At 70.6% G+C, this 26,612-nt stretch carries 24 protein-coding genes; 11 read left to right on the forward strand and 13 right to left on the reverse strand.

The annotated features are described in order from the left end of the window. Positions 1 to 54 precede the first annotated feature (54 nt). Positions 55 to 396 carry a hypothetical protein gene (locus ASF22_RS10490; protein ID WP_056167974.1) on the reverse strand — a complete coding sequence of 114 codons (342 nt, stop codon included), beginning with the start codon at positions 394 to 396 and terminating at the stop codon, positions 55 to 57. A gap of 289 nt (positions 397 to 685) precedes the next feature. Further along, a complete protein-coding gene (locus tag ASF22_RS10495; protein ID WP_244474254.1) occupies positions 686 to 1,894 on the reverse strand; it encodes an AMP-binding protein in 1,209 nt (402 codons plus the stop codon). A gap of 461 nt (positions 1,895 to 2,355) precedes the next feature. Here ASF22_RS10495 and ASF22_RS10500 point away from each other — a divergent pair, with 461 nt between their 5' ends. Further along, the gene (locus ASF22_RS10500; protein ID WP_056167979.1) at positions 2,356 to 3,132 is read left to right on the forward strand and encodes an invasion associated locus B family protein; all 777 of its coding nucleotides are present in this window, start codon (positions 2,356 to 2,358) and stop codon (positions 3,130 to 3,132) included. Between the two features lie 107 nt (positions 3,133 to 3,239). Here the strand turns inward: ASF22_RS10500 and hspQ are convergent, their stop codons facing one another. Continuing rightward, complete coding sequence (gene hspQ, locus ASF22_RS10505) at positions 3,240 to 3,593, reverse strand: heat shock protein HspQ (RefSeq protein WP_056263904.1); 354 nt, start codon at positions 3,591 to 3,593, stop codon at positions 3,240 to 3,242. Between the two features lie 68 nt (positions 3,594 to 3,661). Continuing rightward, a complete protein-coding gene (locus ASF22_RS10510) occupies positions 3,662 to 4,714 on the reverse strand; it encodes a CoA ester lyase (protein WP_056263906.1) in 1,053 nt (350 codons plus the stop codon). Positions 4,715 to 4,914: 200 nt separating this feature from the next. Here ASF22_RS10510 and ASF22_RS10515 point away from each other — a divergent pair, with 200 nt between their 5' ends. Further along, positions 4,915 to 6,162 carry a patatin-like phospholipase family protein gene (locus tag ASF22_RS10515; protein WP_082483626.1) on the forward strand — a complete coding sequence of 416 codons (1,248 nt, stop codon included), beginning with the start codon at positions 4,915 to 4,917 and terminating at the stop codon, positions 6,160 to 6,162. A 3-nt stretch (positions 6,163 to 6,165) separates the two neighbouring features. Here the strand turns inward: ASF22_RS10515 and ASF22_RS10520 are convergent, their stop codons facing one another. Next, entirely contained in the window at positions 6,166 to 7,389 is a 1,224-nt protein-coding gene (locus ASF22_RS10520; RefSeq protein WP_056263977.1) for an FAD-dependent monooxygenase, read from the reverse strand. Between the two features lie 193 nt (positions 7,390 to 7,582). Between ASF22_RS10520 and ASF22_RS10525 the strand changes: the two genes are divergently transcribed. The 3 genes from ASF22_RS10525 (at position 7,583) to pncA (ending at position 10,742) form a co-directional block, all read left to right on the forward strand. Beyond that, positions 7,583 to 8,974 carry a GntP family permease gene (locus ASF22_RS10525; RefSeq protein WP_056263980.1) on the forward strand — a complete coding sequence of 464 codons (1,392 nt, stop codon included), beginning with the start codon at positions 7,583 to 7,585 and terminating at the stop codon, positions 8,972 to 8,974. Positions 8,975 to 9,088: 114 nt separating this feature from the next. Next, positions 9,089 to 10,063, forward strand: a complete 975-nt coding sequence (locus ASF22_RS10530; protein WP_056263907.1) for a quinone oxidoreductase — start codon at positions 9,089 to 9,091, stop codon at positions 10,061 to 10,063. A 43-nt stretch (positions 10,064 to 10,106) separates the two neighbouring features. After that, on the forward strand, positions 10,107 to 10,742 hold the full coding sequence (gene pncA / locus ASF22_RS10535) for a bifunctional nicotinamidase/pyrazinamidase (RefSeq protein ID WP_056263909.1): 636 nt from the start codon (positions 10,107 to 10,109) through the stop codon (positions 10,740 to 10,742). On the opposite strand, the gene rimO is transcribed toward pncA, so the two are convergent. Further along, entirely contained in the window at positions 10,724 to 12,070 is a 1,347-nt protein-coding gene (gene rimO, locus ASF22_RS10540) for a 30S ribosomal protein S12 methylthiotransferase RimO (protein ID WP_056263910.1), read from the reverse strand. The two genes, pncA and rimO, sit on opposite strands and share 19 nt — an antisense overlap. A gap of 242 nt (positions 12,071 to 12,312) precedes the next feature. Here rimO and pabB point away from each other — a divergent pair, with 242 nt between their 5' ends. Genes pabB through ASF22_RS10560 form a run of 4 tightly spaced genes read left to right on the forward strand, consistent with a single transcriptional unit; the run spans position 12,313 to position 15,533 of the window. After that, positions 12,313 to 13,707, forward strand: a complete 1,395-nt coding sequence (pabB, locus tag ASF22_RS10545) for an aminodeoxychorismate synthase component I (RefSeq protein WP_056263913.1) — start codon at positions 12,313 to 12,315, stop codon at positions 13,705 to 13,707. Then, entirely contained in the window at positions 13,704 to 14,327 is a 624-nt protein-coding gene (locus ASF22_RS10550; protein WP_056263915.1) for an aminodeoxychorismate/anthranilate synthase component II, read from the forward strand. Before pabB ends, ASF22_RS10550 begins: the two co-directional genes overlap by 4 nt. Further along, the gene (locus ASF22_RS10555; protein WP_056263916.1) at positions 14,314 to 15,132 is read left to right on the forward strand and encodes an aminotransferase class IV; all 819 of its coding nucleotides are present in this window, start codon (positions 14,314 to 14,316) and stop codon (positions 15,130 to 15,132) included. The genes ASF22_RS10550 and ASF22_RS10555 overlap by 14 nt, the downstream gene beginning before the upstream one ends. A 41-nt stretch (positions 15,133 to 15,173) precedes the next feature. Further along, positions 15,174 to 15,533: a DoxX family protein gene (locus ASF22_RS10560; RefSeq protein ID WP_056168124.1), complete on the forward strand. Its 360-nt coding sequence runs from the start codon at positions 15,174 to 15,176 to the stop codon at positions 15,531 to 15,533. A gap of 127 nt (positions 15,534 to 15,660) precedes the next feature. Here the strand turns inward: ASF22_RS10560 and mazG are convergent, their stop codons facing one another. Then, positions 15,661 to 16,512 (reverse strand): nucleoside triphosphate pyrophosphohydrolase, encoded by an 852-nt coding sequence (gene mazG / locus ASF22_RS10565; protein ID WP_056263919.1) that lies wholly within the window; start codon positions 16,510 to 16,512, stop codon positions 15,661 to 15,663. A 525-nt stretch (positions 16,513 to 17,037) separates the two neighbouring features. Here mazG and ASF22_RS10570 point away from each other — a divergent pair. After that, positions 17,038 to 18,186 carry a replication protein RepA gene (locus ASF22_RS10570; RefSeq protein ID WP_056263921.1) on the forward strand — a complete coding sequence of 383 codons (1,149 nt, stop codon included), beginning with the start codon at positions 17,038 to 17,040 and terminating at the stop codon, positions 18,184 to 18,186. Between the two features lie 106 nt (positions 18,187 to 18,292). After that, a complete protein-coding gene (locus ASF22_RS10575; RefSeq protein ID WP_056263923.1) occupies positions 18,293 to 18,724 on the forward strand; it encodes a hypothetical protein in 432 nt (143 codons plus the stop codon). A 133-nt stretch (positions 18,725 to 18,857) separates the two neighbouring features. Here the strand turns inward: ASF22_RS10575 and ASF22_RS10580 are convergent, their stop codons facing one another. The 6 genes from ASF22_RS10580 to ASF22_RS10605 form a co-directional block, all read right to left on the reverse strand. Next, positions 18,858 to 20,678 (reverse strand): methanol/ethanol family PQQ-dependent dehydrogenase, encoded by a 1,821-nt coding sequence (locus ASF22_RS10580; RefSeq protein WP_056263925.1) that lies wholly within the window; start codon positions 20,676 to 20,678, stop codon positions 18,858 to 18,860. 111 nt (positions 20,679 to 20,789) lie between these two features. Next, a complete protein-coding gene (locus ASF22_RS10585) occupies positions 20,790 to 21,125 on the reverse strand; it encodes a hypothetical protein (RefSeq protein ID WP_056168026.1) in 336 nt (111 codons plus the stop codon). Positions 21,126 to 21,246: 121 nt separating this feature from the next. Beyond that, on the reverse strand, positions 21,247 to 23,160 hold the full coding sequence (locus tag ASF22_RS10590) for an acyltransferase family protein (RefSeq protein ID WP_082478826.1): 1,914 nt from the start codon (positions 23,158 to 23,160) through the stop codon (positions 21,247 to 21,249). A gap of 9 nt (positions 23,161 to 23,169) precedes the next feature. Next, a complete protein-coding gene (locus ASF22_RS10595) occupies positions 23,170 to 24,339 on the reverse strand; it encodes an acyltransferase (RefSeq protein WP_056263927.1) in 1,170 nt (389 codons plus the stop codon). Then, positions 24,336 to 25,667 (reverse strand): O-antigen ligase, encoded by a 1,332-nt coding sequence (locus tag ASF22_RS10600; protein WP_056263929.1) that lies wholly within the window; start codon positions 25,665 to 25,667, stop codon positions 24,336 to 24,338. Before ASF22_RS10600 ends, ASF22_RS10595 begins: the two co-directional genes overlap by 4 nt. 153 nt (positions 25,668 to 25,820) lie before the next feature. Then, positions 25,821 to 26,525 (reverse strand): DJ-1/PfpI family protein, encoded by a 705-nt coding sequence (locus ASF22_RS10605; protein WP_056263931.1) that lies wholly within the window; start codon positions 26,523 to 26,525, stop codon positions 25,821 to 25,823. Between the last annotated feature and the right edge of the window lie 87 nt (positions 26,526 to 26,612).

Below are 26,612 nucleotides of genomic sequence, written 5' to 3' on the forward strand. Positions count from 1 at the left end.
AACGCTCACATTCTTTCTCAGAACCGAATCGCCCGGACCGCTTTGTGGTGGCCTCTAGAGATCGGGCTCGTTGAGCACGTAGGGGCCGATCTCGCTCTGCAGATCGATGCGGGTTCCGGCTTGGCCGGCCATGAGCTCATCCACGACGATGACCGGGATGCCGGCATGGCGCATCTGCTCGCGCAAGCGCTCGGACAGCAACGCATAGGCCGGATCGCGCGAAGACACCTGCAGCAGGATGGCAGCCGGGCGCGCGATAACCGCGAGCACGTCCTGTGCCGCCTCCAGGGAGGCGGTGACGCTGGCATAGCCGAGCTCCGCGAGCTCCGCAGCCAGCGATCGGTCGATGGCCCGACGGCCATCATCGACAACGAGAACCTGTTGCAGCGCACCCATGAGCGTCAGCGGTAGTCCATCCATCGTCCCTTGGGAAGGGACCCGTGTGACAACACACACGGCGACGATTGGTTCGCCGACATGAAAACATGGTTTTCACATCATGGGACGGGAGCCCGACGGCAACGAACCAGAAGCGCCCTTCACGCGTGGCTTGCGAATCTCATGGCAAGCTACTGCTCAAAAAGGTATTTTTGAAATTCAGCTGATTCGATTGACTGGGATCCGGCTTGATCTCGATTTTATGACGTAATGCGCTCGGTTTGGTGACGCGATCGCGTGCGATGTCTCAGTGATCCTCGACGCCCATGGCGCGGCCGCCGGCGACGGGCACGCGAAACGGCGAGGGCAGCCACCCATCCGCGAAATCCGGTTGGGGAATGCCGCGTTGCAGCGGCCCCGCGTGACAGGCGAGTCCCCGAAAGGCGAGGGCGCCATCGGGGTCGCGGCGCAGGCTCATCAGGATGGACCGGGGATCGGCCCGTTCGGGAGCCGCCAACGTGAGGGTGACATCGTTGTCACGGCGTGCGCCGGTGAGCAGGGCGATCTCCTCGAAGGCGACCACATCGGTCACCGGAATCGCGTCCGGACGGGAGGACAGGCAGCGCTGGGGGAAGCGGCTCGGCGTGCGGTGCACGAGTACGAGACTGGCAAGGGTCGCAGGCAGGTGGCTCGCGGCGAAGTTGGCCTCCAAGGCCGCCGGCACCACGAGGTGGGTCGCCACCGGGCGCGCCAGGGCCTCGGCGAATCCCGCCGCCTCGAACATCGGCATCGCCTCGAAGGTCGCGCCGGCCACGAGGGCGGCACCGAGACCCGTGACGAGCCCGCGCAGGTCGCTGCCGGGCAGGAGTGTGAGGAGACGCTCGCCCGGCGCCATCCGGGCGGTGATCCCATGCACTCCGATGGCGGCCGCCAGGGCATCGGCGCTGCGGTGGATCGGGCAGGCGGGATCGCCCCCGGCGAAGCTGACCAAGCCGCCGGGTCCCGGGGCGAACGGGCCACCGGACTGGTCGAGCACCATGGCATCGAGGTTGATGACGCCGTCGGGCACGTCCGGCCCGAAGGCGGCGAGGTAGCGCAGGCCGAAATACCGGGCGGCCACCCGGCGCAGGCGCTCGGCCGGATGGGTCGCGCCGAAGCGGGCCTGGGTCAGGACCGCGCTGATGCCGGCGGACTGAACGGCGAGGACGAGGCCGTCCTCGTCCAGAGCTGCGGGCAGGAGGGCCGGAACGTGCCCGGCCGCTTCCACCGCGAGGATGGCGAGGGCTCCCTCGATAGCGTCCGGCAGGGCGATCCCGATCCGGCTGTCCGCCGGAAGCCGCCAGCCGCGGAGGCCGTTGGCGAGGCGAGCCACGATCTCGGCAGCGGCGGCGTAGGTCCAGACGATGGATTGGCGTCCACTCCGGCGGTGCTTATCCGGCGAATCGACGAAGGCGATCCGTTGCGGGTGGGCATGGGCCGTGGCGGCCAGCAGGCTGCACAGGTGCTGGCCGCGCAAGAGGGGGTCGCGCGGCGCGGCGGTCGCATCGCCCGCGGACCTCGGGAGGCTCAGCAGGGCGGGACGGGGCGAGGCCGGAGCGCGCGGCGCGGCAGCGCCGGTCGCGAAGCCCGGTGAAGGGGATGAGATGGCTGGCTGCGCCGACACGTGCGCTTGAACTCCCGATGCCCCACGTTCATGAACCCTTAGGGTTAAGCGCGCCTTAAACCGCTCTGCCCGAACGGCCCGAACGGGGCAGGTGTCATGTCTTCGCCGCATTCCCTGAGGAAAGCAGGCGCGCAATCGTTCAGGCGGGATCGGGACACACCCGATCTGCCGGCGCTGGGCCGCCAAGCCGGTGCGCGGGTCCTAGTCCGTCGTCACCGTGTCGCTTCGCGTCCAAACGCCCACCGGGACCTCGCGTCCCGGCCGCGCCTCCCATACAAGTCCGTCGATTTCCAGATTCCAAGGGGCCAGACCTGATGTCCTTCGCCAACCGTCCCGCGCGCCCGCTGCGCATCGCCGCGTTCCTTGCCCTGGCGGGTCTTGCCGGACCGGCCCTCGCGCAGGCTCCGAAGCCGAAGCCGGGCGCGCCTGCGCCGACGGCCCCTGCCCCGACGGCACCGGCCGCTCCCGCGGGCGGCGGCATGGCGCAGCAGCAGACCGGTCCCCAAACTGTCAACGTGAAGTCCGAGCCGTCCCAGACCGAGTGGACCAAGGTCTGCGGCAAGGACCAGGCGAGCGCAACGGACGTTTGCTACACCACCCGCGACTTCGTCTCCGATCAGGGCCAGCCGGTCCTCGCCGTCGCCGTCTACGACATGAAGAACGCCCAGCAGAACGTACGCGTGGTGCGCTACCTGCTGCCGCTGGGCCTGCTGCTGCAGCCGGGCATCCGCTTCACCGTCGACGGTCAGCAGGGCACGCCGGGCAAGTTCGCCGTCTGCTTCCCCAATGGCTGCTTCGCCGAGGCCGGCGGCGTCGGCAACGACGTCGTCAACGCGATGAAGAAGGGCACCACCCTCAACGTCAGCGTCCAGAACCAGACCCAGCGCGAGGTCACCTTCGCGGTGCCGCTCGCCGGCTTCGGCAAGGCCTTCGACGGCCCCGCCATCGACCCGAAGGTGCTGGAAGAGCAGCAGAAGAAGCTCCAGTCCGAGCTGGAGAAGCGCAGCGACGACATGCGCAAGAAACTCGAGCAGCAGAACGCCACCGGTGGTGCGGCTGCCCCGGCTCCGGCCGCCGCGCCCAAGCCCTAAGAGAGATCGGATCGCGGCCACGCCGCGATCCACTGGGATTCGAAACGAGAAAGGCCGGGCGAAGGATCGCCCGGCCTTTCTCGTTTCGGGCGCTTTCGAACTTGCGGTCAGTTCGCCTGGGACGTCCGCATCCGGTAGGTGCCCTCCGCATCGCGCTCGAACACCTCGGCGATGCCGGTGTGGCGCAGGGCCTCGCCGGAGGTATCCGGCACGAGGTTCTGCTCGGAGACGTAGGCGACGTACTCGCTCTCGGCGTTCTCGGCGAGCAGGTGATAGAACGGCTGGTCCTTGCGCGGCCGAACCTCCTCGGGAATCGCCAGCCACCATTCCTCGGTGTTGTCGAACACCGGATCGACATCGAACACGATGCCGCGGAACGGATAGATCCGGTGCCGGACCACGGCGCCTAAGCCGAATTTGGCGGTTCTCATTTCGGGCGCGGTGGAAATCGTATCGCTCATCCCCGTCAGATAAGCCGGCCCGCCGCGGTTGTCATCGGCGACGATGCCGCCGACGACAACCGACGCCTTCAGGTCAGACCGTAGGTCTTGGCGAGTTCCGGATCCTTGTCGGCCACGAGGCGGGCGAGATCGACGATGACCTTCGCCTGCTTCCAGGTGGCGTCGTCCTGCATCTTGCCGTCCAGCATCACCGCGCCGGTGCCGTCGGGCATCGCCTCGACGATGCGCACCGCGAAGGCGACCTCCGCCGGATCGGGCGCGAACACGCGCTTGGCGATGGCGACCTGGTTCGGGTGCAGTGTCCAGGCCCCGGCGCAGCCCATGAGGAAGGCGTTGCGGAACTGAGCCTCGCAGGCGTCCCCGTCGGAGAAGTCGCCGAACGGGCCGTAGAAGGCCTTGAGGCCGTTGGCCATGCAGGCATCGACCATTTTCGCAATCGTGTAGTGCCAGAGATCCTGCTGGGCGGAGGCGCGGACGGCGCCGTCCGAAGTCGGATCGGCAATGACGCGGTAATCCGGGTGGCCGCCGCCGACGCGGGTGGTCTTCATGCCGCGGGACGCCGCGAGATCGGCGGGGCCGAGGCTCATGCCGTGCATGCGCGGCGAGGCGGAGGCGATGGCATCGACGTTGGCCACACCCTCGGCCGTCTCCAGGATGGCGTGGACGAGGATGGGCTTCTTCACGCCGTGCTTCGCCTCGAGTTGGGCGAGCAGCTGGTCGACGTAGTGGATGTCCCACGGCCCTTCGACCTTGGGCACCATCACCACGTCGAGCTTGTCGCCGACCTGGGAGACGATCTCGAACAGGTCGTCGAGAATCCAAGGCGAGTTCAGGGCATTGATGCGGGTCCACAGGCCGGTGCCGGACGCGGCGAAGTCGGTGGCCCGCGCCATGGCGACGAAGCCCTTGCGCGCGGCCTCCTTCTGATCGACGGGCACGGCGTCCTCGAGGTTGCCCAGCACCACGTCGACGGTGGCGGCAAGCTCGGGCACGCGGGCGCGGACCTTGTCGTTGTGCGGCGGCACGAAGTGGATCATGCGCTCGAGCTTCACCGGAAGCTCACGGAACGGTGCGGGCGCGCCGGTGGCGAGCGGCTGGAAGAAGCGGCGGGGCAATTTCATCGGCGTCTCAGGCTCCGTGTTCTTGTGTGTCGGGGTCCCGCCCCAGCGGTTAGTTCAAGCCTGCCCCCGTCGTAAAGGTGCGCGGACACACCAAACCATTTGCCATGCGGCCGGGATGAGAGGACCATCCGGAACGAGACCCGCCGACTCACGTTCTGAGGACGAGGCGGGCACCTCGACGACGAACGAAGGACGGACCCATGTCCGGATCATCGATCAGCCGTATCGGCCTCCGGTCCACGGCGCTCGTGTGCGCGGCCGTCATCGGTCTCGGCCTCCCACAGCCGGGTTCCGCCGCCGAGCGAGGCAGGCCCCCAGAACGCACCGTCTTCACCGCCGCGGACGCCGCATCGGCGCGACCCGACGGACTTCCCGCGGGCCTGCGCATCCCCGGTGACGATCCGGCCGCCTTCGCCCGGCTCCTCGACGACGCGCGGGCCGTCGCCGACCCCTGGCTGGTGCTCTCGGGCGGCGGCGAGAACGGCGCCTTCGCGGCCGGTCTCCTCAAGGGGTGGAGCGAGGCCGGCACCCGGCCGAGCTTCGGCGTGATCACGGGCGTCAGCACGGGTGCGATGATCGCCCCCTTCGCCTTCGTCGGGTCGGGCGGCGATGAAGCCTTGCACAAGGCCTACACGGACATCTCGGCCGCCGACGTCTTCGAATTCGGCGGCACCAACGAGGCCCTGACCGACACCTGGCCGCTCAAGCGGCGCATCGACCAATCGGTGACTCCGAAGCTGCTTCAGGCCATCGCGGCCGAGCACGCAAAGGGACGGCGTCTCCTCATCGCCACCACGGCGGTGGATTCCGAGCGGCCGGTGCTGTGGGACATGGGCGCCATCGCCGCGACGGGCGGCCCGAAGGCCCTCGCCCTATTCCGGGACATCATCCTCGCGTCCTCGGCGGTGCCGGGGGTGTTTCCGCCGGTGATGGTGCAGGCCATGGCAGGGTCCAGGCCGATCCAGGAAATGCACGACGACGGCGGGACCACGGCGCCGTACTACCTCGCCCCCGAAGCGACGCTGCTCTCCGCCGACCCGGTCGCCCTGCCGACCCACCGGGTCTACCTCGTGATCAACAACACGCTTGCGCCGCACTTCCAGATGGCCTCGCGCACCACCCTGAGCGTGCTCGGCCGGTCCATGTCGGCGGCGATCAAGGCGCAGACCCGCGCCGCCCTCGCGCTCAGCCGGGGGTTCGCCCAGCGCACGGGCCTCGACCTTCGTGTCGCCGAAATCGACGGGCGCTTCACCCGGACGAGCACGGTGCCCTTCGACCAGACCTACATGAGGGCGCTGTTCGCCCACGGCGAGGCCCTGGGACGGGCCGGCACGGCGTTCACCGGGGAGGGCGTCGACGCCGATCGCCCGACGGTCTCGCGACCTGGGGCGACGGAGCCGCAGCACACGTCCTCGGGCCACGCCGTCAAGGATTTGGCCCAGCGCTGAACGTCACCGCATCAAGCTCGGGGCACCGAGACGCGGCACCACGCCCTCGCGCATGACGATTCGGCGCAAGGGTGCGATCGTCGTCATGGCGAGGAGCCCGAGGCCGCGCAGGGCGTCCATGGGCAGGAAGCCGGTGAGCAGGCTTCGGTTGAGGGTGTCCACCGCCAGGGTCCGCAGGCGCGCGTCGCGACTGCGACCCCGGGCGAACCCCGCCAGTGCCGCCCGCGAGCCCGGGTCGCGTCCGTCGCCCACCGCCTCCACGACGGCGTCCCGCAGGGCCGCCGCATCGCGCAGACCGAGGTTGAGGCCCTGCGCGCCGATGGGCGGGAAGACATGGGCCGCCTCGCCGACAAGGGCGAGGCGGGCGGAAACCGGACTCGTCAGGGCGAGGCCGCGCATGGGGACGAGGCCGCGCGGCCCGTCGATCCGCATTGCCCCCAGCATCGCCTGCGCCTGGGTCTCCACGGCGCGTGCGAGCCCGGCCTCGTCGAGGGCCGCCATGGCCTGCGCCCGCCTGTCGTCCATCACCCAAACGAGGCTGGAGCGGTGGCCACCGGGCAGCGGAACCAGGGTGAACGGCCCCTGCCGCGTGTGGAACTCCGTCGAGATGTCCCGGTGAGGACGGGTGTGGGCGAGGATCGTGGTGATGGCGGCCTGCGGGTAGGACCATTCCCGGGGGACGAGACCGGCGGCAGCCCGCAGCTTCGAGCGGGCACCGTCGGCCCCGACCGCGAGGCGGGCGGACAGGCGCGTGCCGTCCGCGAGGGTGAGATCGGCGGCCTCCGCGCCCACGTGGAACTCGGCCGCGTCGCTCTCGAACAGGGTGAGGTTGGCCATGCCCCGGGCCTGCGCCCGCAGGCTCTCGACGAGCCGGGCGCTCTCGACGTTCCAGCCGAAGGCATCGAGGCCGATCTCGGTCGCGACGAAGCGGGCCGGGGGCGGCCGGAACAAGCTGCCGGTGTCGTCGACGATGTGAAGCTCGGCCAGCGGGCTCGCGTGAGGAGCGATGCCCTCCCAGGCACCGAGCGCCCTGAGGAAGCGCACCGACCCGTCGAGGAGGGCCACGGTCCGCCCGTCGGCCACGGGCGCGTGCCGGCCGACGAGGGCGGTGGGGATGCCGTCGCGGGCGAGCGCCAGGGCGGCCCCGAGGCCGGCGGCCCCGGCGCCGACGACGGCCACCGCGAAGGGGGCCCCCACGCGCGAAACGGTATCAGGCGATGGAGCCACGGGGCTGTTCTCCTGGGCACGGCCCATCCGATGCGGGGATCGAAGGCAGGTGTCGACGTGGGACAGACCGGCCGATCCGTCACCCCTTACAGAGGGAGGAGCCCGGATCGGTCAAGGGACGCGATGGTGCGGGAAAACAGCGCCGGTTAGCATCCCGGGCGAGAACACCCGTCCGCCCGCGCCGGAGATGCCCGTGAACCTCGCCATCGCGCTCTTCGCGCTCGGCTTCCTCATGCTGGTGGCCTATCGCGGCTTCAGCGTCATCCTGTTCGCCCCCATCGCGGCGCTCGCGGCCGTGCTGCTCACCGATCCCTCCGCCGTGCTGCCGGTGTTCTCCGGCCTGTTCATGGAGAAGATGGTCGGCTTCGTGAAGCTGTACTTGCCCGTGTTCCTGCTGGGCGCCGTGTTCGGCAAGGTCATCGAGATGTCGGGCTTCTCGCGCTCCATCGTCACGGCGGTGATCGAGGTCGTCGGCGCCAGGCGGGCCGTCCTCTCCATCGTTCTGGTGTGCAACCTGCTCACCTATGGGGGCGTCTCGCTCTTCGTCGTGGTGTTCGCGGTCTACCCGTTCGCGGCCGAAGCGTTTCGCCTCTCCGACATCCCGAAGCGCCTGATCCCCGGCACCATCGCGCTCGGCGCGTTCTCCTACACCATGGACGCCCTGCCGGGCACGCCGCAGATCCAGAACATCATCCCGACCACCTTCTTCAACACCACCACCTGGGCGGCCCCCTGGCTCGGGCTCATCGGCGCGGCCTTCATCCTCGTCATCGGCGTCGCCTACCTGGATGCGCGCATCGCGGCGGCCAAGCGGAGGGGCGAGGGCTACGGCAGCGGCCACACCAACGAACCGGCGGTGATGGATGTCGCCGCGCGGGCGCACCCGGCCATCGCCCTCCTGCCGCTCGTGGTGGTGGGGCTCGCGAACCTCGCCTTCACGGCAGCGATCCCGCGCCTCTACGGGTCCAAGGTCGAGACGGCGCTCGCCGGCCTCGACAAGCCCATCGTGACGACGATCGCCTCGGTCACCGCCATTTGGGCCGTTGAGCTGGCGCTGCTCGCCGGCATCCTCACGGTGCTGGCCTTCGCCTGGAAGCCCGTCGCCCAGGGCTTCGCCGAGGGCAGCCGGGCGGCGGTAGCGGGTGCGCTACTGGCCGCCATGAACACCGCCTCCGAGTACGGCTTCGGCGCGGTCATCGCAGCACTCCCGGGCTTCCTCGCCATCCGGGAGGCGCTCTCGGCGATCCCGAACCCCCTGGTGAACGAGGCCGTCACCGTGACGGCGCTCGCCGGCATCACCGGTTCGGCCTCGGGCGGCTTGAGCATCGCGCTCGCCGCCATGTCGGGCACCTTCATCGCGGCAGCGCAAGGGGCCGGCATCCCCATGGAGGTGCTGCACCGGGTGGCCAGCATGGCGAGCGGGGGCATGGACACGCTGCCTCACAACGGCGCCGTGATCACGCTTCTCTCCGTCACCGGACTGACCCATCGGCAAGCCTACGCCGACATCTTCGCCATCACGGTTCTCAAGACGACGGCCGTGTTCGTGGTGATCGGAATCTACTACCTCACCGGGATCGTATGAGGCGCAGGGGCTCCGCGAACGGCTCACCCGCCGGGCAGGGGCGATGCGCCATTGCCCTTCGCAGCACACCGTCTATGTCGGCTCTGAACTGACTACCACGAGGAGCTAAGCCCCATGCCGAAGGCGATCCGAGTCCACGAATACGGCGACCCCGAGGTGATGCGCTACGAGGACGTCACGGTGGCCGAGCCGGGCCCAGGGCAGATCCGCGTCCGCCAGAGCGCCATCGGCGTCAACTTCATCGACATCTACTTCCGCTCGGGCGCCTACAAGGTGCCGCAACTGCCCTTCACCCCCGGCAATGAGGGCGCCGGCACCGTGGTGTCGGTGGGCGAGGGCGTGACCGAGTTCCGGGCCGGCGAGCGCGTGGCCTACGGCTCGGCCGCCGGCACCTATGCGGAGGAGGTGGTGATCCAGGCCAGCGCCGCCGTGCATCTCGCCGACGGGGTGGAGGACACCACCGCCGCCGCGATGATGCTGAAGGGCCTCACCGCCGAGTATCTCCTGCACCGGACGTATCGGGTGAAGGCCGGCGACACGATCCTGTTCCATGCCGCCGCCGGCGGCGTCGGCCTCATCGCCTGCCAGTGGGCCAAGCACCTCGGCGCCACCGTCATCGGCACCGTCGGCTCGACCGAGAAGGCCGAACTCGCGCGGGCCAACGGCTGCGACCACGTCATCCTCTACCGCGACGAGGACTTTTCCGCCCGGGTGAAGGAGATCACCGGCGGCAAGGGCGTGCCGGTGGTCTACGATGGCGTCGGCCGCGACACCTTCCCGGCGTCCCTCGACTGCATCAGCCCGCTGGGTCTCTTCGTGAGTTTCGGCTCGGCCTCGGGTCCCGTGGACGATTTCAGCCTCGCGCTCCTCGGCCAGAAAGGCTCGCTCTACGCCACGCGGCCGTCGCTCTTCGCCCATGCGGGCAAGCGCGAGACCCTGGACGCCATGGCCAAGAACCTGTTCTCCGTGGTGGCGAGCGGCGCGGTGAAGATTCCCGTCCACGCGAAGGCGAAGCTCTCGGACGCCCCCCAGGTCCACCGCGATCTCGCCAGCCGCAAGACCACGGGCGCCACGGTGATGATCCCGTGATCCTGTCCACTCGGATCCTGTTCTCCCGGGATCGGAGGACGCCGTGATCCCCGGATCATCGGATATCCTCCTGGTCGTCGACGTGCAGATCGATTTCTTGGCCCGCGGGGCGCTCGCCGTGCCGGACGGCGACGCGGTGATCGCCCCGATCAACCGCCTCATCGACCGGTTCGCCCACGTGGTGGTGACCCAGGACTGGCACCCGCCGGGCCACGTCTCCTTCGCCACCAGCCATCCGGGCCGGGCGGCGTTCGAGAGCGTGGTGCTCCCCTACGGCCGCCAGGTGCTGTGGCCGGACCATTGCGTGCGGGGAACGGCCGGTGCCGTCCTCGCCCCCGGGCTCCGAGCCGAGCGCGCCGAACTGGTGATCCGCAAGGGGCACCACCGCCATGTCGACAGCTACTCGGCGTTCCTGGAAGCCGACCGGACCACGCCCACCGGGCTCGCCGGCTACCTGCGCGAGCGCGGGTTCACCCGCGTGGTCGTGTGCGGCCTCGCCACGGATTACTGCGTCGGCTGGACTGCCCTCGATGCCCGCGCAGCGGGGTTCGAGGCCGTGGTCGTCACCGATGCCGTGAGGGGCATCGACATCGAGGGTTCGGTCGCCCGCGCCATGGCCGCCATGGCGGCGGCCGGGGTCGGTTTCGTCGAGAGCGCGGCCTACACCGCGCTGCCGTAGAGATCGTAGGCGTCCGCCCGCTCGATCTTCACGGTGACGATGTCGCCGATGCGGAGCGGGCGGCGGGAGGTGACGTGGACGTTGCCGTCGATCTCCGGCGCGTCGTATTTCGAGCGCCCCTTGGCGATGCCGCCCTCCACCGCATCGATGATGACAGGCAGGCGCTTGCCGACCCGCGCCTTCTGCAGGCGCGCGGAGACGATCTGCTGCGCCTCCATGAACCGGCGCTTGCGCTCGGCCTGGACTTCCGGCGGAACCGCGTCACCGAGTTCGTTGGCGGGCGCGCCCTTCACCGGCTCGTAGGCGAAGCAGCCGACGCGCTCGAGTTTCGCCTCCTTGATCCAGGCGAGCAGCTCCTCGAACTCGGTCTCGGTCTCGCCGGGAAATCCGACGATGAAGGTCGAGCGGATGGCGAGATCCGGGCAGATCTCGCGCCAGCGCCGGATGCGCTCCAGTTGCTTCTCCTGGTTGCCCGGCCGGCGCATGCGCTTGAGCACGGAGGGCGAGGCGTGCTGCAGCGGCATGTCGAGATAGGGCAGGATCTTGCCCTCGGCCATCAGGGGGATGACGTCGTCCACGTGCGGGTAGGGGTAGACGTAGTGCATCCGTACCCAGGCCCCGAGTTCACCGAGCTCGGCGGCGAGATCGTAGAACTTCGCCCGGACCTCGCGGCCCTGCCATGGGCTCGTGGCGTAGCGGATGTCGACGCCGTACGCGGAGGTGTCCTGCGAGACCACCAGCAGTTCCTTGACGCCGGCTTTCACCAGTTTTTCCGCCTCGCGCAGCACGTCGCCCGCAGGTCGGCTGACGAGGTCGCCGCGTAGGGACGGGATGATGCAGAAGGTGCAGCGATTGTTGCAGCCCTCTGAAATCTTGAGGTAAGCGTAGTGGCGCGGGGTGAGCTTCACCCCCTGCGGCGGCACCAGATCGAGGAACGGATCGTGGGCCGGAGGCACCGCCTCGTGCACCGCCGCCACCACGGATTCGTAGGCCTGCGGCCCGGTGACGGCCAAGAGGTTCGGGTACTTCTCGCGGATCTCATCGGGCTGCGCGCCCATGCAGCCGGTGACGATGACCCGGCCGTTCTCCGCCATGGCCTCGCCGATGGCCGAGAGCGATTCGGCCTTCGCCGAATCGAGGAAGCCGCAGGTGTTGACGATGACGACATCCGCCCCGTCGTGGCGCCGGGCGAGTTCGTAGCCCTCCGCCCGCAGGTGGGTGAGGATGCGCTCGGAATCCACCAGCGCCTTGGGGCAGCCCAGCGACACGAACGAAATCTTGGGCGCGGCCTTCGAAGACGCCGGCGGCAGCAGGGGTGAAGCGGTCATGGGCACTCGTCGGGCGCGGTCGAACGAGTGTCGAACGGCCGGTGATTCGAGGAAATCGGGTGAGTTGACAACTCTATAGCCGCATCCGGGCCGGCTTGCGAGCCTCACCGTTTCGGGCGCGCCATGCATCGCGACCGCTTCCCCGGCGGCCAAGCGCGTGCCAACTCAGAAAAACCCGGAATCCTTGCCGCAGGGCAGGGCGGGTATCCCATTGCCGCGTGACTCTCTAAGCCCCCATCATCATGTGGACCGCAGACATCCCGTTCGTCGATCCCGTCGCGGCGGCAGAAGCCCTGGCGCACCTGCCGGGGCTCGCCTTCCTCGACAGCGCCATGCATCACCCGACCCTCGGCCGGACCTCGACCCTGGCGGCGGACCCGTTCGCCCGGTTCCGGTATCGCGACGGTCAGGCCACCCTGGACGGCGCGCCCGTGCCCGGCACCGGCCTCGACGCCCTGCGCGCCTGCCTCGCGCCCTACCGGATCGACCCGGAGCCGGGCGAGCCGGGCTTCACCGGCGGGGCCATCGGCTACTTCGCCTACGATCTCGGCGCACGCCTGGAGCGGGTGGCGGCCCCGGCCCGGCGCGCGGGCCTGTGCGACGACATCGCCTTCAACCTCTACGACACGGTGCTCACCATCGACCACGAGAGCGGCACCTGCCGGCTCATGGCCACGGGCTTTCCCGAGCGAGACCCCGCCGCCCGGCAGGCCCGGGCACAGGCGCGCCTCGCCCTGTTCGCGCATTGCCTCTCCGGCGCCCGTCCGACGCCCGAGCCGGCGGCGCAGGGTCCCCTGGTCTGGCACTCCAACTTCACGAAGGACGCCTACGAGGCCGCAGTGGAGCGGGTGCGGGACTACATCCGCGCCGGAGACATCTATCAGGCCAACATCGCCCAGCGCTTCGAGGCCAGCCTGCCGGCGGGCTTCGATGCGCTCGGTCTCTACCGCCGCCTGCGCGCCACCAACCCGGCGACCTTCGGCGCCTATCTCGCCTTCGAGACCCTGCGCGTCGCCTCGAGCAGCCCCGAGCGCTTCCTCAAGCTCTCGGGGCGGGACATCGAGACCCGCCCGATCAAGGGCACGGTGCGCCGCGTCGCCGACCTGGCGGAGGATGCGCGCCTGGGGGCCGCGCTCCAGGCCGACCCCAAGGAGCGCGCCGAGAACATCATGATCGTCGACCTCCTGCGCAACGACCTCTCGCGCATCTGCGAACCGCACAGCGTGCGGGTGCCGGTCCTGTGCGGGCTCGAATCCTACGCCTCCGTCCACCATCTCGTGTCCGTGGTCACCGGAACCCTGAAGGACGGGATGGACGCCATCGACCTGATCCAGGCGACCTTCCCCGGCGGCTCCATCACCGGAGCACCGAAGCTGCGCGCCATGGACATCATCACCGAGATCGAGGGCGACGCCCGCGAACTCTATTGCGGCGCCATCGGGGCCCTGGGCTTCGACGGTAGCCTCGACACCTCCATCGCCATCCGCACGGTGGTGATGGACGGCCACACGGCCGTGCTTCAGGCGGGCGGCGGCGTCACCCTGCTGTCCGACCCGGGCCTCGAATACGAGGAGACCCTGACCAAGGCCGCGCGGGTGTTCCAGGCGTTCGAGCCGGACGGGGAGAGCGCGCCGTGATCCTCGTCATCGACAATTACGATTCCTTCGTCTTCAACGTGGTGCGGTACTTCGAGGAACTCGGACAGACCGTGCGGGTGGTGCGCAACGACGCCGTCGATGTCGCCGGCATCCGGGCGCTCGCCCCCGAGGCGATCGTGATCTCGCCGGGGCCGTGCACGCCCGCCGAGGCCGGCATCTCGCTCCCCGCCATCCGCGAGCTGTCCGGCGCGATCCCCCTGCTCGGCGTCTGCCTGGGCCACCAGGCCATCGGGGCGGCCTTCGGTGGTCGCGTCGAACGGGCAGGCCGGCCGCTCCATGGCCAGGCGACCCCCATCACCCACAGGGGGCAAGGCCTGTTCGCCGCCCTGCCGAGCCCGATGCAGGTGGGACGCTACCATTCCCTCATCGTCACGCCGGAGCCCGGCATGGAAAGGTCGCTCACCGTGGACGCCGTCTCGGCCGAGGGCGAGGTGATGGCCCTGTCCCACACGCAGCATCCGACCTGGGGCATCCAGTTCCACCCGGAATCCGTGCTGACCGAGCACGGCCACGCCCTGTTCGGCAACTTTTTGGAGTTGGCCCGCGCCTGGCGCGCGGGGGAGGGGCATGAGCGGGTGCGGTCCCATGCCGTGGTTTGACGGCGCCCTCATTGCGGGGCCGACGGCCCAGTTCGACCTCGCCGACCGGGGCCTGACCCTGGGCGACGGGGTGTTCGACACGGCGCTCGCCCGCGACGGCCGCATCGTGTTCGAGGCCGCGCATGTCGCGCGTCTGGCCGCCGCCACGCGGGCCCTCGGGTTCTTCGTCGACCCGGCGCGCATCACGCAAGCCATGCGGGCCGTGGCCGGCGGGGCAGGGGAGCTGGCGGCGATCCGCACTACCGTGACCCGGGGCGCGGGACCGCGCGGCCTCGCGCCCCCGGCCGAGCCGCGCCCGGTCCTGTGGGCGAGCGCGGCGCCGCTCCCGCCCGCCCTGCCCTTCGCGTCCCTGACCCTGCATCCCACGGACATCCGCCGCAACGACACCTCGCCGGCCGCGCGCTGGAAGACGCTCGGCTACCTCGACGCCGTGCTGGCGGCGGGGGAGGCGCGGGCGGCCGGGTTCGACGAGGCCCTGTTCTGCAACACTCACGGGCGCGTTGCCTGCGCCGGCACCGGCAACGTGTTCGCGGTGTTCGGCACCCGCCTCGTCACCCCGCCCCTGTCGGAGGGCGTGCTCGCCGGCATCGTCCGCGCCGAACTTTTAGGATTGGCCCCGGGCCTCGGGCTCGTGGTCGAGGAGCGGCCCCTCGAACTCCCGGACTTCCTCGGCGCCGAGGCGGTGTTCCTCACCAATTCCCTGCGCGGGCTGGCCCCCGTGCGGGCCGTCGGCGCGACGGCGTTTGCCGAGCATCCGGCCGTCACGGCCTTGAGCGAGGCCCTGCGCGCGGCCATGCAGGCGTGACCGGGCCGCGCGATCACCGCTGGTGGCTGCGCCTCGCCCTGATGGCGGCCTACGGCTTCATCGGGATCGTGCATCTCGCCGCCCCCGACGCGTTCCTGCCGATCATGCCGGACTGGGTGCCGGCCCCGCGCCGCGTGGTGATCCTCACGGGCCTCTGCGAACTCGCCGGCGTCGCCGGCCTGATCTGGCCGCCGACCCGGCGCTGGGCCGGCATCGGGCTCGCCCTCTACGCCGTCTGCGTGTTCCCGGCCAACATCAAGCACGCGGTGGAGGGCATCCCCGTCGCCGGCCTGCCGGATTCGTGGTGGTATCACGGGCCGCGCCTCGCGTTTCAGCCGGTCTTCGTCTGGTGGGCCCTCTACGCCACCCACGTGATCGACTGGCCCCGCCGGACCAAGTGAGGGCAGGGCGTCCGTGTCCGGGATTCCGAAGGGGTCACCCCTTCGGCGGGTGTCGGGGAGAGCCCGACGAAGACCTCCAGGGCTCCGCCCTGGACCAGCGAAGGGCTAGCCCTTCGCACCCTGACTCTCACCTCTTCTCGGCTCGCTTCACCGCCGTCCAGGCGGCCTCCATGGTGCCTAGGGACGCGTCGCCCAGCGTATTCCCATCGGCCGTGAGGCGGGCCGCCATGGCGGTGAAGCGCCGCTCGAACTTCGTATTCCCTGATCTCAAGGAATATTCCGGATCGATCCCGAGATGGCGGGCGAGGTTGGCCACCGAGAACAGCAGATCGCCGACCTCCTCGGCCACGTCCGCCCGGGTGCCGTTGGCCATGGCATCGGCGACCTCGTCGGTCTCCTCGCGGACCTTGGCGACGACGTCGGCCGGGTCCGACCAGTCGAAGCCGTAGGTCGCCGCCCGGGCCGAGAGTTTTTCCGCGCGGCTGAGGGCGGGCAGGGCGCGGGCGATGCCGTCGAGGGGACCCAGGTCGCGCGTCGGCCGCCCCGCCCGCTCGGCCGCCTTGATCGCCGCCCATTGCCGCTCCACCGCCGCCGGATCGCGCAAGGATGAGTCCGCCGGTACCGGGCCGCCGTTGGGGGCGAACACGTGCGGGTGGCGCCGGACCATCTTGGCGACGATGGCGTCCACCACGTCCGCGAAGGTGAAGCGCCCGGTCTCCTCGGCGATCCGGGCGTGGAACACGACTTGGAGCAGCAGATCGCCGAGCTCGTCGCGCAGATCCGCCGCGTCGCCCCGTTCGATGGCGTCCACGACCTCGTGGGCCTCCTCCACGGCGTAGGGTGCGATGGAGGCGTGCGTCTGGGCGAGGTCCCAGGGGCAACCCGTCTCCGGGTCGCGCAGGGCCGCCATCAGGGTCAAGAGCGCGTCGATGGTCAAGGGAGACTCCGGGACGTTTGCGGCGAGGGCGAAGGAACCCATAGCCGATCCGGCCGGGGAGGGGTGAGGCTGGGGACAGATCCGGGACAGGCGGTGCGCATCTCTTCAAAAGTCCCCCAAAAACCCCCTTTGCCCGGCGTGTTCGTTAAACCGAACGGCGCCCGATCCCCTTAGGAAAGGTATCAGTAAGAGATTCTCAGAGAGTCAGTTATGCAGGTTATATGGGGAGTCGAAAACCTGCGTGCGCGGAAGGGGTTGAGCCCTGTTCGCGTATCGAACTCTGCGTGGTTTCGTATCGAACTCTGCGCCGGTCCGTATCGAACTCTGCGTGGGAAACAGGGGTGGGCGTATGGGATTCGGCGCATCCGCGTATTGGGTTCGGCGTGGAAACCGGATCCGGCCGGTGAACTCCGGGGATAGTTCGAAAACCGACCCCGTATCGAACTCTGCGTACCGCCCTCGCCCGGTCCGGACGCGCGACCCGCAGGATCGAATTCACGAGTCCCGACCGGTGGATAGCCGGGATGACGCCGTCCGCCCGTGAGACTCCCGTGCCCCGGATCGGGCATGGTCCTGTCCTCATGGCGCCGCATCGGCGCGGACGGCACGGGTTCGGGATCGCGGCTTTTGGGGATCGAGGACACATTGGCGGGCATCCGCGACGCCGATCTCCTGGCCGAGGTCGAGGCGGCGCGCGGCGGCTTCCTGTTCGCCACCATCGCGGAGACCATCTTGCACCGGCAGCGGGCGCGGGACGCCGAGGCCGCCGCCCGCGGGGCCGTCGCCGGGCGGCGGCAGGCCATGGCGCGCGACCAGCGCCGGCGCGACGCCGTGCGCGAGGTCATCGAGAACGAGCCCACGGGGCCCGAGAACCTCCAGCACATCCACTCGGTGCTGGCGCTCTGCGGCCTGCCCTACCGGGACCCCGGCGACGCCCGCGAATTCTTCCGTGAATACGGCAAGAATTCCCTCAGTCTCCTGGCCGGACGCCTGAAGAACCCCGCCACCGGCGAGATGGAGTTCCAGGGCCTGCCCTACGGCCCCAAGGCTCGCCTCGTGCTCCTGCACCTCTGCACCGAGGCCGTGCGCCAGCGAAGCCCCACCATCGCGGTGGCCGACAGCCTGTCGGGCTTCATGAAGGAGATGGGATTCGCCGTCACCGGCGGCGAGCGCGGCACCATCCGGCAGTTCAAGGAGCAGCTGGCGCGGCTCGCCGCCTGCACCCTGCAGATCGGCCTGTGGGACGGGGCCGGCAGCGCCAGCACCCTCAACGTCCCGCCGTTCCGCCAGCTCGACCTGTGGCTGCCGCAGGGCGCCGACGGGGTGGTCTGGCAGAAAAGCGTCCAGTTCCACCAGGATTTCTACGACAATCTGATCCAGCACGCCCTGCCGGTGGACATCCGCGCGGCTCGGGCGTTCTCGGGCTCCGCGCGCAAGCTCGATCTGCTGTTCTGGGTCGGCTACCGCCTGCGCGCGCTCCAGCGTCCCCTCCGGCTCACCTGGGAAAACCTGCACAGGCAGTTCGGCGCCGACAATGCCAGCATCCGCAGCTTCCGGCAGGCCTTCAAGGCGGATCTCGCCCATCTGCAGGAGGTGTTCCCGAAGCTGCCGATCCGGCTGGACGACAACGGCATGCTGCTCCAGCCGGCCGATGCCGGCGCCCTGCTGATTCCGCCGCGGGCCGGCAAGCCGGCCCGGAAGGCCGTCGCGGCCTGACGCGTCGGTGATGGAAGGCAGGGAATAATACGCATTCTCTTGTCTCCATGGAATATTCTGATAATCCTACGGGCAGGGATTAATTAGAATATTCCATGGAGTGGCGATGTTTCCGAACGAGGCCGAGATCGAAGCCGCTCTGGCTGTCCTGCGTCGACAGCGCGACGCCCTCGACCGGCAGATCGCCGACCATGCCCTCTACCTCGAACTCGGCCGCCGCCTCGGTGCGGCCTCCCGCCCATCTCCGGCGCCGACGGCCGAACCCGAGGCACGCCCGGGCGAGGACATCGCCGCCGCCCGCCGCCACGGGCGCGCCCTGGTGGCCGCCGCCCTCGACATCCTGCACGAGGCCGGGCGCCCGCTGCATGCCGGCGAGATCCTGCCCGGCCTGACGGCGCGCGGCTTCGACCTGCCCGGCCACGATCCGGTGGCCGCCCTCAACACCCGCCTGTGGAAGCGCTCCGGCCCCGGTGGCCCCCTGCGGCGCCTCGGTGACGCGGTCTACGCACCCTCGGAGGAGGAGGCCGATCGGGCGTGAGCCTTCCGGTCCGGGATCCCGAAGGGGTCACCCCTTCGGCGGGTGTCGGGCAGAGCCCGACGCAGAACCCAGGGCCGGTCTTTGTAAATTCTTGCCTGGACCCGCGAAGGGCTCGACCCTTCGAACCCGGACATCAGTCCGGCAGGGCGAACACCGTGAGCTGGCCCCCCAGCGCCGTGTAGTTCGCGAGCGCCGCGTAGCCGCCCACCGCCCCGGCGCCGTCGTTGGGGTCCGTGAGACCGGCGGCCAGCCCGATGCCGGCCCAGCCGCCGATTCCTGAGAGCACCGCCACGTATTGCCGGCCCCTGTGGGTGTAGGTGGTCACGTTGCCGACGATGCCCGACGGGGTCTTGAACCGGTAGCATTCCCGGCCGGTCCGGGCATCGACGGCCTTGAGATGGCCTTCGAGGGTTCCGTAGAACACCACGTCCCCGGCGGTGGCGAGGACGCCCGACCACACGGAGAACGGCTCGGGGATCGACCAAGCGATCCGTCCGCGCACCCCGTCCCAGGCCGTGAGGCTGCCGGTGTGGCCGTCGCCCGGCGGCGGCTGCAGGCTCAGGGTGGCGCCGACATAGGGCAGGCCGGGCGTGTAGGTCACCCGGAACGGCTCGTAGGTCATGCAGATGTGGTTGGTCGGCACGTAGAACAGGCGCGTCCGGGGCGAGTAGGCCGCCGGCTGCTGGTTCTTGGCGCCGATGGCGCCGGGGCAGATGCCCGGGGTGGTCTCGTCTTCGCCGGTCCGCTCGGGGGCGTAGCGCGGATCGAGGACGGGCCGGCCGTAGGTTTTCGAGGCCCGGTCGAGGTCGATGTGCGTGGCCCAGTTCACCGCCGGATCGAACTTCTCCGCCACCAGGAGTTCGCCCGTGGCGCGGTCCAGGGTGTAGGCGAAGCCGTTGCGGTCGAAATGGGTGAGCAGCGTCCGCATGCGGCCGTCCATCGCCTGGTCGGTCAGGATCATCTCGTTGACGCCGTCGTAGTCCCACTGGTCGTGGGGCGTCATCTGGTAGAGCCAGCGCGCCCGGCCCGTATCCGGATCGCGGGCGACGATGGACTGCGCCCAGCGGTTGTCGCCGGGGCGCTGGCCGGGGTTCCAGGTCGAGGGATTGCCGGTGCCGTAATACATGAGGTTCAGGGCGGCATCGTAGGCGTACCAGCCCCAGGTGCAGCCGCCGCCGGTCTTCCACTGGTCGCCCTCCCACGAGGCCAGGGAGGAATCCCGGCCGATGGGCCGGCCCAGCACGGTGGTGGTTTCGGGATCGACGCGCATGTCGGCGTCCGTGCCCATGGAGTAAGCCCGCCAGAGGCGCCGGCCCGTCTTCGCGTCGTAGGCGGTGAGGTGGCAGCGCACGCCGAACTCGCCGCCCGAAAGGCCGACGAGGATCTTGTCCTTCACCGGCAGGACCGTGGCGGTGTTGGTCTCGCCCCGGGCCGGATCGCCGTTGCGGACCGCCCAATTCACCCGGCCGGTCGCGGCGTCGAGGGACACCAGCGTGGTGTCGGCCTGGTGCAGCAGAATCGCCCCATCCGCGTAGGCCAGACCCCGATTGACCGTGTCGCAGCACAGCATCGCGACGACGGACGCATCCTGCTTGGGCTCGTACTTCCAGAGGATGCGGCCGTCGTGGTCGAGGTCCAGGGCATAGACGATGTTGGGGAACGGCGTGTGGACGTACATCACCGCACCGACCACCAGCGGGGCGCCTTCGTGCCCACGCAACACGCCCGTCGAGAAGGTCCAGGCGACCTGGAGGCGGGCGACGTTCTCGGCCGTGATCCCGTCGAGGGGCGAATAGCGGGTGTTGGCCGCGTCCACGGTCTGGAGCACCGGCCCGCCCGTCGCGTCCTGGGCCGGCTCCTGGGCTCCCGCGGGGAGGGTGGTGGCTCCGGCCAGGGCGGCAAGACCAAGAAGACCAAGACCAAGACCGGGACAGGGCGGTAGCGCGCGACGCATGGGATCCCCTCGGGTGTGGTTCGGGGAGGTCTAGGCGATTTCAACCCTCACGGCTCATGCGCGAAGGGACGCGGGCGGAGAGCCCGCCCGCGTCCTCGATCGGGAGCCGAATCAGTAGAACGGCCCGTAGACGGGGCGGGGGCCGTAGAACGGGCGCGGTGGTCCGTAGGCGTAGCCCGGCCCGTAGAAGCGCCGCGGGCCGTAGAACGGACGCGGTCCGTAGCCGTAGCCCCGGTAGATCGGCCGGCACCGTCCCCAGCGATTGGGCGCCCAACCGGGGCCGCAACCGAAGGCGACGGTCTGCACCGTGGCATCCGTGGGGGAACCGGCAAACGGGGCCGCGAGGGTGCCGGCGGGAGCCGGGGGCAGCGGAGCGGCATGGGCGGCCGAGGCGAGGCCGACACCGCAGGCGACGGCGAGAGCCGCGACGAGCGCGTTCACAGACATGGAACAGACCCTTCTGCTGTTGTGAGGGCGATCCGGCCGCGAGGACCGGATCGCCAACCAAAATGCCCCCGCCCGGCTGAACGCTCGCTGACATGATCTGGGCGCGATTGTGATCCCCGGCTCAGCGCAGGAGGGGAAAATATGCCCGCACCGCCCGCTCGCTGCCCGCCTGCGACAGGTGGCCGGTGTCGAGGAACAGGTCGGTGCCGTCCGCGCGGTAGCGGCACAGGGGGCCGTCGCAGAAGGTCGGCAGGGGGTCGGCGAAGCGGGCCTTCGCCGACAGACGTCGGATCGCCGGATCGCCCCGGTGGGCGAACCACGCCGCCGAGCCGTCGACCCGGGTGCCGGCGCCGCGCGCGCCCAGCACGCCCACGTCGAACGCGAACAGCGGCGAGGGGCCGATCACCGAGACGGCGACCCCCGCCGCCGTGAGACGCGCGATGGTGTCGGGCAGGTTGGCCAGCGTCCGGGCGGGCAGGAGGTCCCAGCGGGCGGCCAGCACCACGCTGTCGATGCCGTAGGCGCGGATGATCTCGAAGACGTGGGCGTTGAAGTCGCGGCAGCCGGGTTTGGCCCGCGAGGCGTAGGCGAGGAGCGGCGGGCAGCCGGCGAAGGTGTATTGGAGGATGGCGTGGCTCAGGGTGGGGGCGTTGCGCACGAGGCCGGGCACGTAATGGGCCGCGTAGGAATCGCCCCACAGCAGGGCGGTGGCGGGCGCGTCCCGGGCCAGCAGACACTCGGCTCCCGCCCAGTCCGCGACGCGCTGGTTCTCGAGAAAGCAGCGCCCGCCCTTCCAGCCCGCCCGCTCGAGGGCCGCGAGGGCGCCCGGCCGAATGTCGGGAAAGCGCGCGGGAAAGCCCTCCGCGAGGGTGCCGGCGAGGCCGAGGGCCGCGAGGACCGTCAGGGCAGCGGCCGTGGCGGCGAAGAGCGGACGATGACCGTCCCGTGTTCCGGTGGATCGCCCATACCGGAACGGCGTCTCGATCCAGCGCCAGGCGGCGTAGGCGAAGACGAGGCAGGCCGCGACGACGGCACAGATCTCCCACCCGGCCGGCTCGCGCAGCAGGGCATAGCGAGCGAACACCACCACGGGCCAATGCACCATGTAGAGGGCGTAGGACATCCGCCCGAGGCCGGCGCAGGGCGGCGCCGACAGGACCCGGCCGATGGCGGTCGGGCCATTCCCGGCGGCGATGAGGAGGGCTGCTCCGAGGCACGGCGCCAGGGCGTTCAGGCCGGGAAACGGTGTCGCCTCGTCGTAGGCCAGGACCGCGGTGGCGACGAGACCGAGGCCGCCCGTCGCCATGGCCTCGCGCAGGGCGCGCGGCGGCGTCCAGTCGGCCGCGAAGGCCAGGAGGGCACCGACGAGGAGTTCCCAGGCGCGGGTGGGCAGGAGGTAGAAGTTGGCGCCGGGCGCGCTGTTCGTCAGGACGATGCCGAGGGCGAGGGAGGCCAGCAGGGCCGCGAGAAGAGCCGCCGCCGCGACCCGCCGCGAGCGGGCGAGGAGCAGCGGCAAGGCGATGGGCACCACGAGGTAGAACTGCTCCTCGACGGAGAGCGACCAGGTGTGCAGCAAGGGCCGGGTCTGCGCCTCGAGGTCGAAGTAACCGGTGGTCTTCCAGAAGAACACGTTGGCGGCGAAGGCCGCGGCCGCCACGACGCTGCGGGCGTAATCGTCCATGGCGCCGGGAGGCAGATAGAGCAGGGCGAGGGCGTAGGTGGCCAGAATCGTCGCCACCAGCATCGGCAGGATGCGGCGGATGCGGCGCTCGTAGAACCGGACGAGGGAGAACCGGCCCGCCGCCACGTCGGCGAGGATGCCCCGGGTGATCACGTAGCCCGAGATCACGAAGAACACGTCGACGCCGACGAACCCGCCGGACAGGCCCGGCACGCCGGCATGGAAGAACAGCACCACAAGGACGGCCACCGCGCGCAGGCCGTCGATGTCCGGGCGATAGGCCATGTGCAGGGGCGCCGAAGGCGGACCGGCCGCGAGGGTGAGCGAATGGGCCTGCGGAGGGAGCTGCGACATGCCGGTTCGTCAAGCCGAGGGCAGGGGCGCCGCCTCGCGCGCGGGCGCGCGGGGCCGAAGGAGGCGCCGGCGCGCCGGTTCCTCGATCGCCAGGTGCACGGCGCTCGCGGCGGCGAGCGACAGGAGCGTCGCGAGCGCGACGGTGAGCCAGGCCGTGCCGGCGAGGCGGCCGGCGAGGACGGTCCGGTCGAGGCTCGACACGAAGGCGTAGGCGGGCACGTGCAGGAGGTAGAGGGCGAAGGAGATGCGGCCGAGGAAGGCGAACCACCCGGCCGTGAGCGGGCCGGAGCGGACCTGGGCGCCGGCCAGGATCACCGGTGCCCAGACCACGGCGGTGAGCCCGTTGTGCATGAGCGGCTCGGGGATCGTCTCGACCCCCGCGACGAGAGCCAGGGCCGCCGCTCCCGCCCAGGTGAGGAGCACCCCGAGGGGCAGGCGGACCCGCCGCCACAGGACGAACAGGAGCAGGCCGGCCACGAATTCCGGCAGGCGCAGCAGGGGATTGTACTTGATCGCCTGCGCCAGGAGGGTCGCCGCGTCCGTGGTCGGCGCGATGAGGGAGAGGCCGGGGGCGAAGCGGTTCCAGGCCAGGATCGCGAGGGCGACGGACGCGGCCCAGGCCGCGAGGGTGACGAGCGCCGTCGGGCCCGGCCGCCTGAGGGCGAGCGGCAGGAGGAGGGGGAACAGGGCGTAGAAGAACAGCTCCGCCGAGACCGACCAGCTCGGACAGTCGAGGGAGCAGGCCGCGCCCGGCACCCAGGCGTGGAGGCCGAGCGGCGCCAGCACCGCGCCGGAGGCCATCAGGGTCTGGAGCGGGGGCACGACCTTCGCCGTCCAGACGACGAACCACGGCAAGCCGATGGCGAGGGCCAGGAGGTAGACGGGATAGACCCGTGCCACCCGCGCGCGCAGGAAGCGCAGGCGCGCGGCGCGCGGCGACAGGTCCACCCGCTGGTAGTTGTAGGCCAGGATGAAGCCCGACAGCAGGAAGAAGAACGTCACGCCCGAGTAACCGAGGAAGACCGCATCGGGCATCGCCGCACGGCCTGCCTCGTAGCCGGCGAAGTGGAAGGCGAGGACGTAGGCCGCCGCCACGAAGCGCAGGGAGGTCAGCGCCGGCAGGGGCTCCACCACCGGATGGGGGCCCGCGGGGTCGGCCTGGTCCGCGCGCGGCGTCATGCCCGGTCCCCTTCCGCCCGGTCCCCACCCGCGACCACCCGGGTCCGCGCCAGGTAGCGCAGGCCCAGCACCGACACCACGAGGAGGAAATAGAGCCCGTTGGTGGCCTGGTAGAACACCGATTCGAACACCGCCACGAGGATGATGAACAGCCACAGGCGCAGGAACAGCATCGTCAGGGGGTCGATGGAGCGGCCCCCGGCCCGGGCCTGGAGGTCGCTCACGGGCGCCCAGACGAGCCACCACAGGGTGAGGGCGAGGCCGACGAGGCCGGATTCGAGGGCGGTGTTGAGATAGCCGTTGTGCGCGTCCGTGGCCCGGTTGACCCAGGTCGCCGCGTCGGCGCCGCCGCCGTAGAACACGCTCTCCCAGAACGCGCCGTAGCCGTAGCCGGCGATGGGACGCCTGGCGATGTTGTCGGCGGCGAACTCCCAGATCTCCGTGCGGCCGGTGAAGGTCGGGTCGCCGGCCAGACGCGCCACCAGGGCGCCGATCTCCGGCACCAGGACCGACCCCACCGTCACCGTCAGGAGGAGGGCGAGGGGCGCGAGCAGCACGAGGCGGCGCCAGACGGTCGCCCCGGACCACGTGCAGAACCAGGTGAGGGCGAGCACCGCGGGCGTGATGGCGACGGAGGTCTTGGCGTTCGTGAACACGAGGAACAGGGCGGCGGCGCCCGCGAGCAGGAAGCCGAGGATGCGCTGCCCCGTCCCCGCCCAGAACAGGCCGACGAACACGAACGCCCCCATGGCGGCGCCCGCCGCATTCTTGTGCGCGTAGACCCCGCGCCAGCTGCCGGCGTGCTCGGGCTCGATGAGGTCGAAGGCCGTGTGCATGGCGCGCTCGGGCACGAGCACGAGGCCGAGATAACTGATGCCCACGATTCCCAGCACCGTGGCGCCCAGCACCGTGGCGAACTGGCGCGCGTCGCGCGCCGCCACGAGAAGCGACACCGCCGCCGCGGTGACGATCACGAGGGAGACCAGGCGGCGGGCCGAGACCAGGGGCTCGATGGACAGCACCGTCGATACGGCGAGCCAGGCGAGCATCAGCAGGATCGGCAGGCTGGCCAGCGGCCGTAGGGCGGCGGCGCCCCGGGCGAAGAGAATCGTGCCGGCGAGGCCGCCCATGATCAGGAACAGGATCTGGTTGCCGAGGTTGCCGCCCGCCCCCGAGGCCGCGTTCTCGGGCGCGGTGCCGTCGTGGAACGGGTTGGCGCCCACCAGCATCACGAGGAGGATCGCCACCATGGCGGTGACGCGCAGGGCGTCGGGACCCAGCGCACGGGCGGAAACCTGTCGCGCGGGGTCGGCGACTCCCGTGGTCATCGGCTGCAACTCCCATGAACTGTGTCGGGACAAGAAAGCCCCCCATCGGGACAGGAACTCGGCCCCGAGGATCACCCAGGATAGCGCGATCCGTCCTCCGTATCCTGCGGGCAGAATACTTGAGAACCCGCAAAGGCCGGACCCCGGTCCGGATCAGGATTCCGGCTCGCCCCAGACCTCCGGCGCGCGGCCCGTGATCGACCGCACCAGGGCCTCGCGCGCGGCCCGGGAGGCGGCGAGGCGCGCGCGGGCCGCGGCGAGCACCGGCGCCGCCGCCGTGTCCGGCGTGCCGGCGTCGAAGGGCGGGGCGGGGGCGTATTCGAGGCCGAGCTGGATCGCTTCCGCCTCCTCCTGACCGACGAGTTCGGCGGCCAGCGCCAGGGCGAAGTCGATCCCCGCCGTGACGCCGCCGCCGGTGACGAGGTTGCCGTCCCGCACCACGCGCTCGGCCACGGGCGTCGCGCCGAAGGCCGCGAGCAGGTCGAGGGAGGCCCAGTGGGTGGTGGCGCGCCGGCCCCGAAGGAGACCGGCCGCGCCCAGCACCAGGGCGCCGGTGCAGACGGAGGTGACGAAGCGGGCGGTTTTCGCCCGTTCGCGCACGAAGGCCAGCACGACCGGATCGGTCATCAAGGCGTTCACCCCGACCCCGCCGGGGACGCACAGCACGTCGAGGGCCGGGCACGCGGCCATGGTCACCGTGGGGGCGAGCACGAGGCCGGTGGCGCTCCGGATCGGGTCGAGGCCGGCGGCGACGAGATGCACCGTCGCCCCCGGGATCATCGCGAACACCTCGTAGGGGGCGGTGAGATCGAGCTGCTGCACGTTCGGGAAGGCGAGGAGGCCGATGTGGAGGCTCATGTGAGGACCCTGGTTCTGGGGTGCGTGATTCGCGGGGCGCCCCGGCTCACGGACACGCACCATCATATCCGGACCGAAACGACCGGG

It is taken from the genome of Methylobacterium sp. Leaf87, assembly GCF_001422775.1.
In the GTDB taxonomy this organism is placed as follows: Bacteria; Pseudomonadota; Alphaproteobacteria; order Rhizobiales; family Beijerinckiaceae; genus Methylobacterium.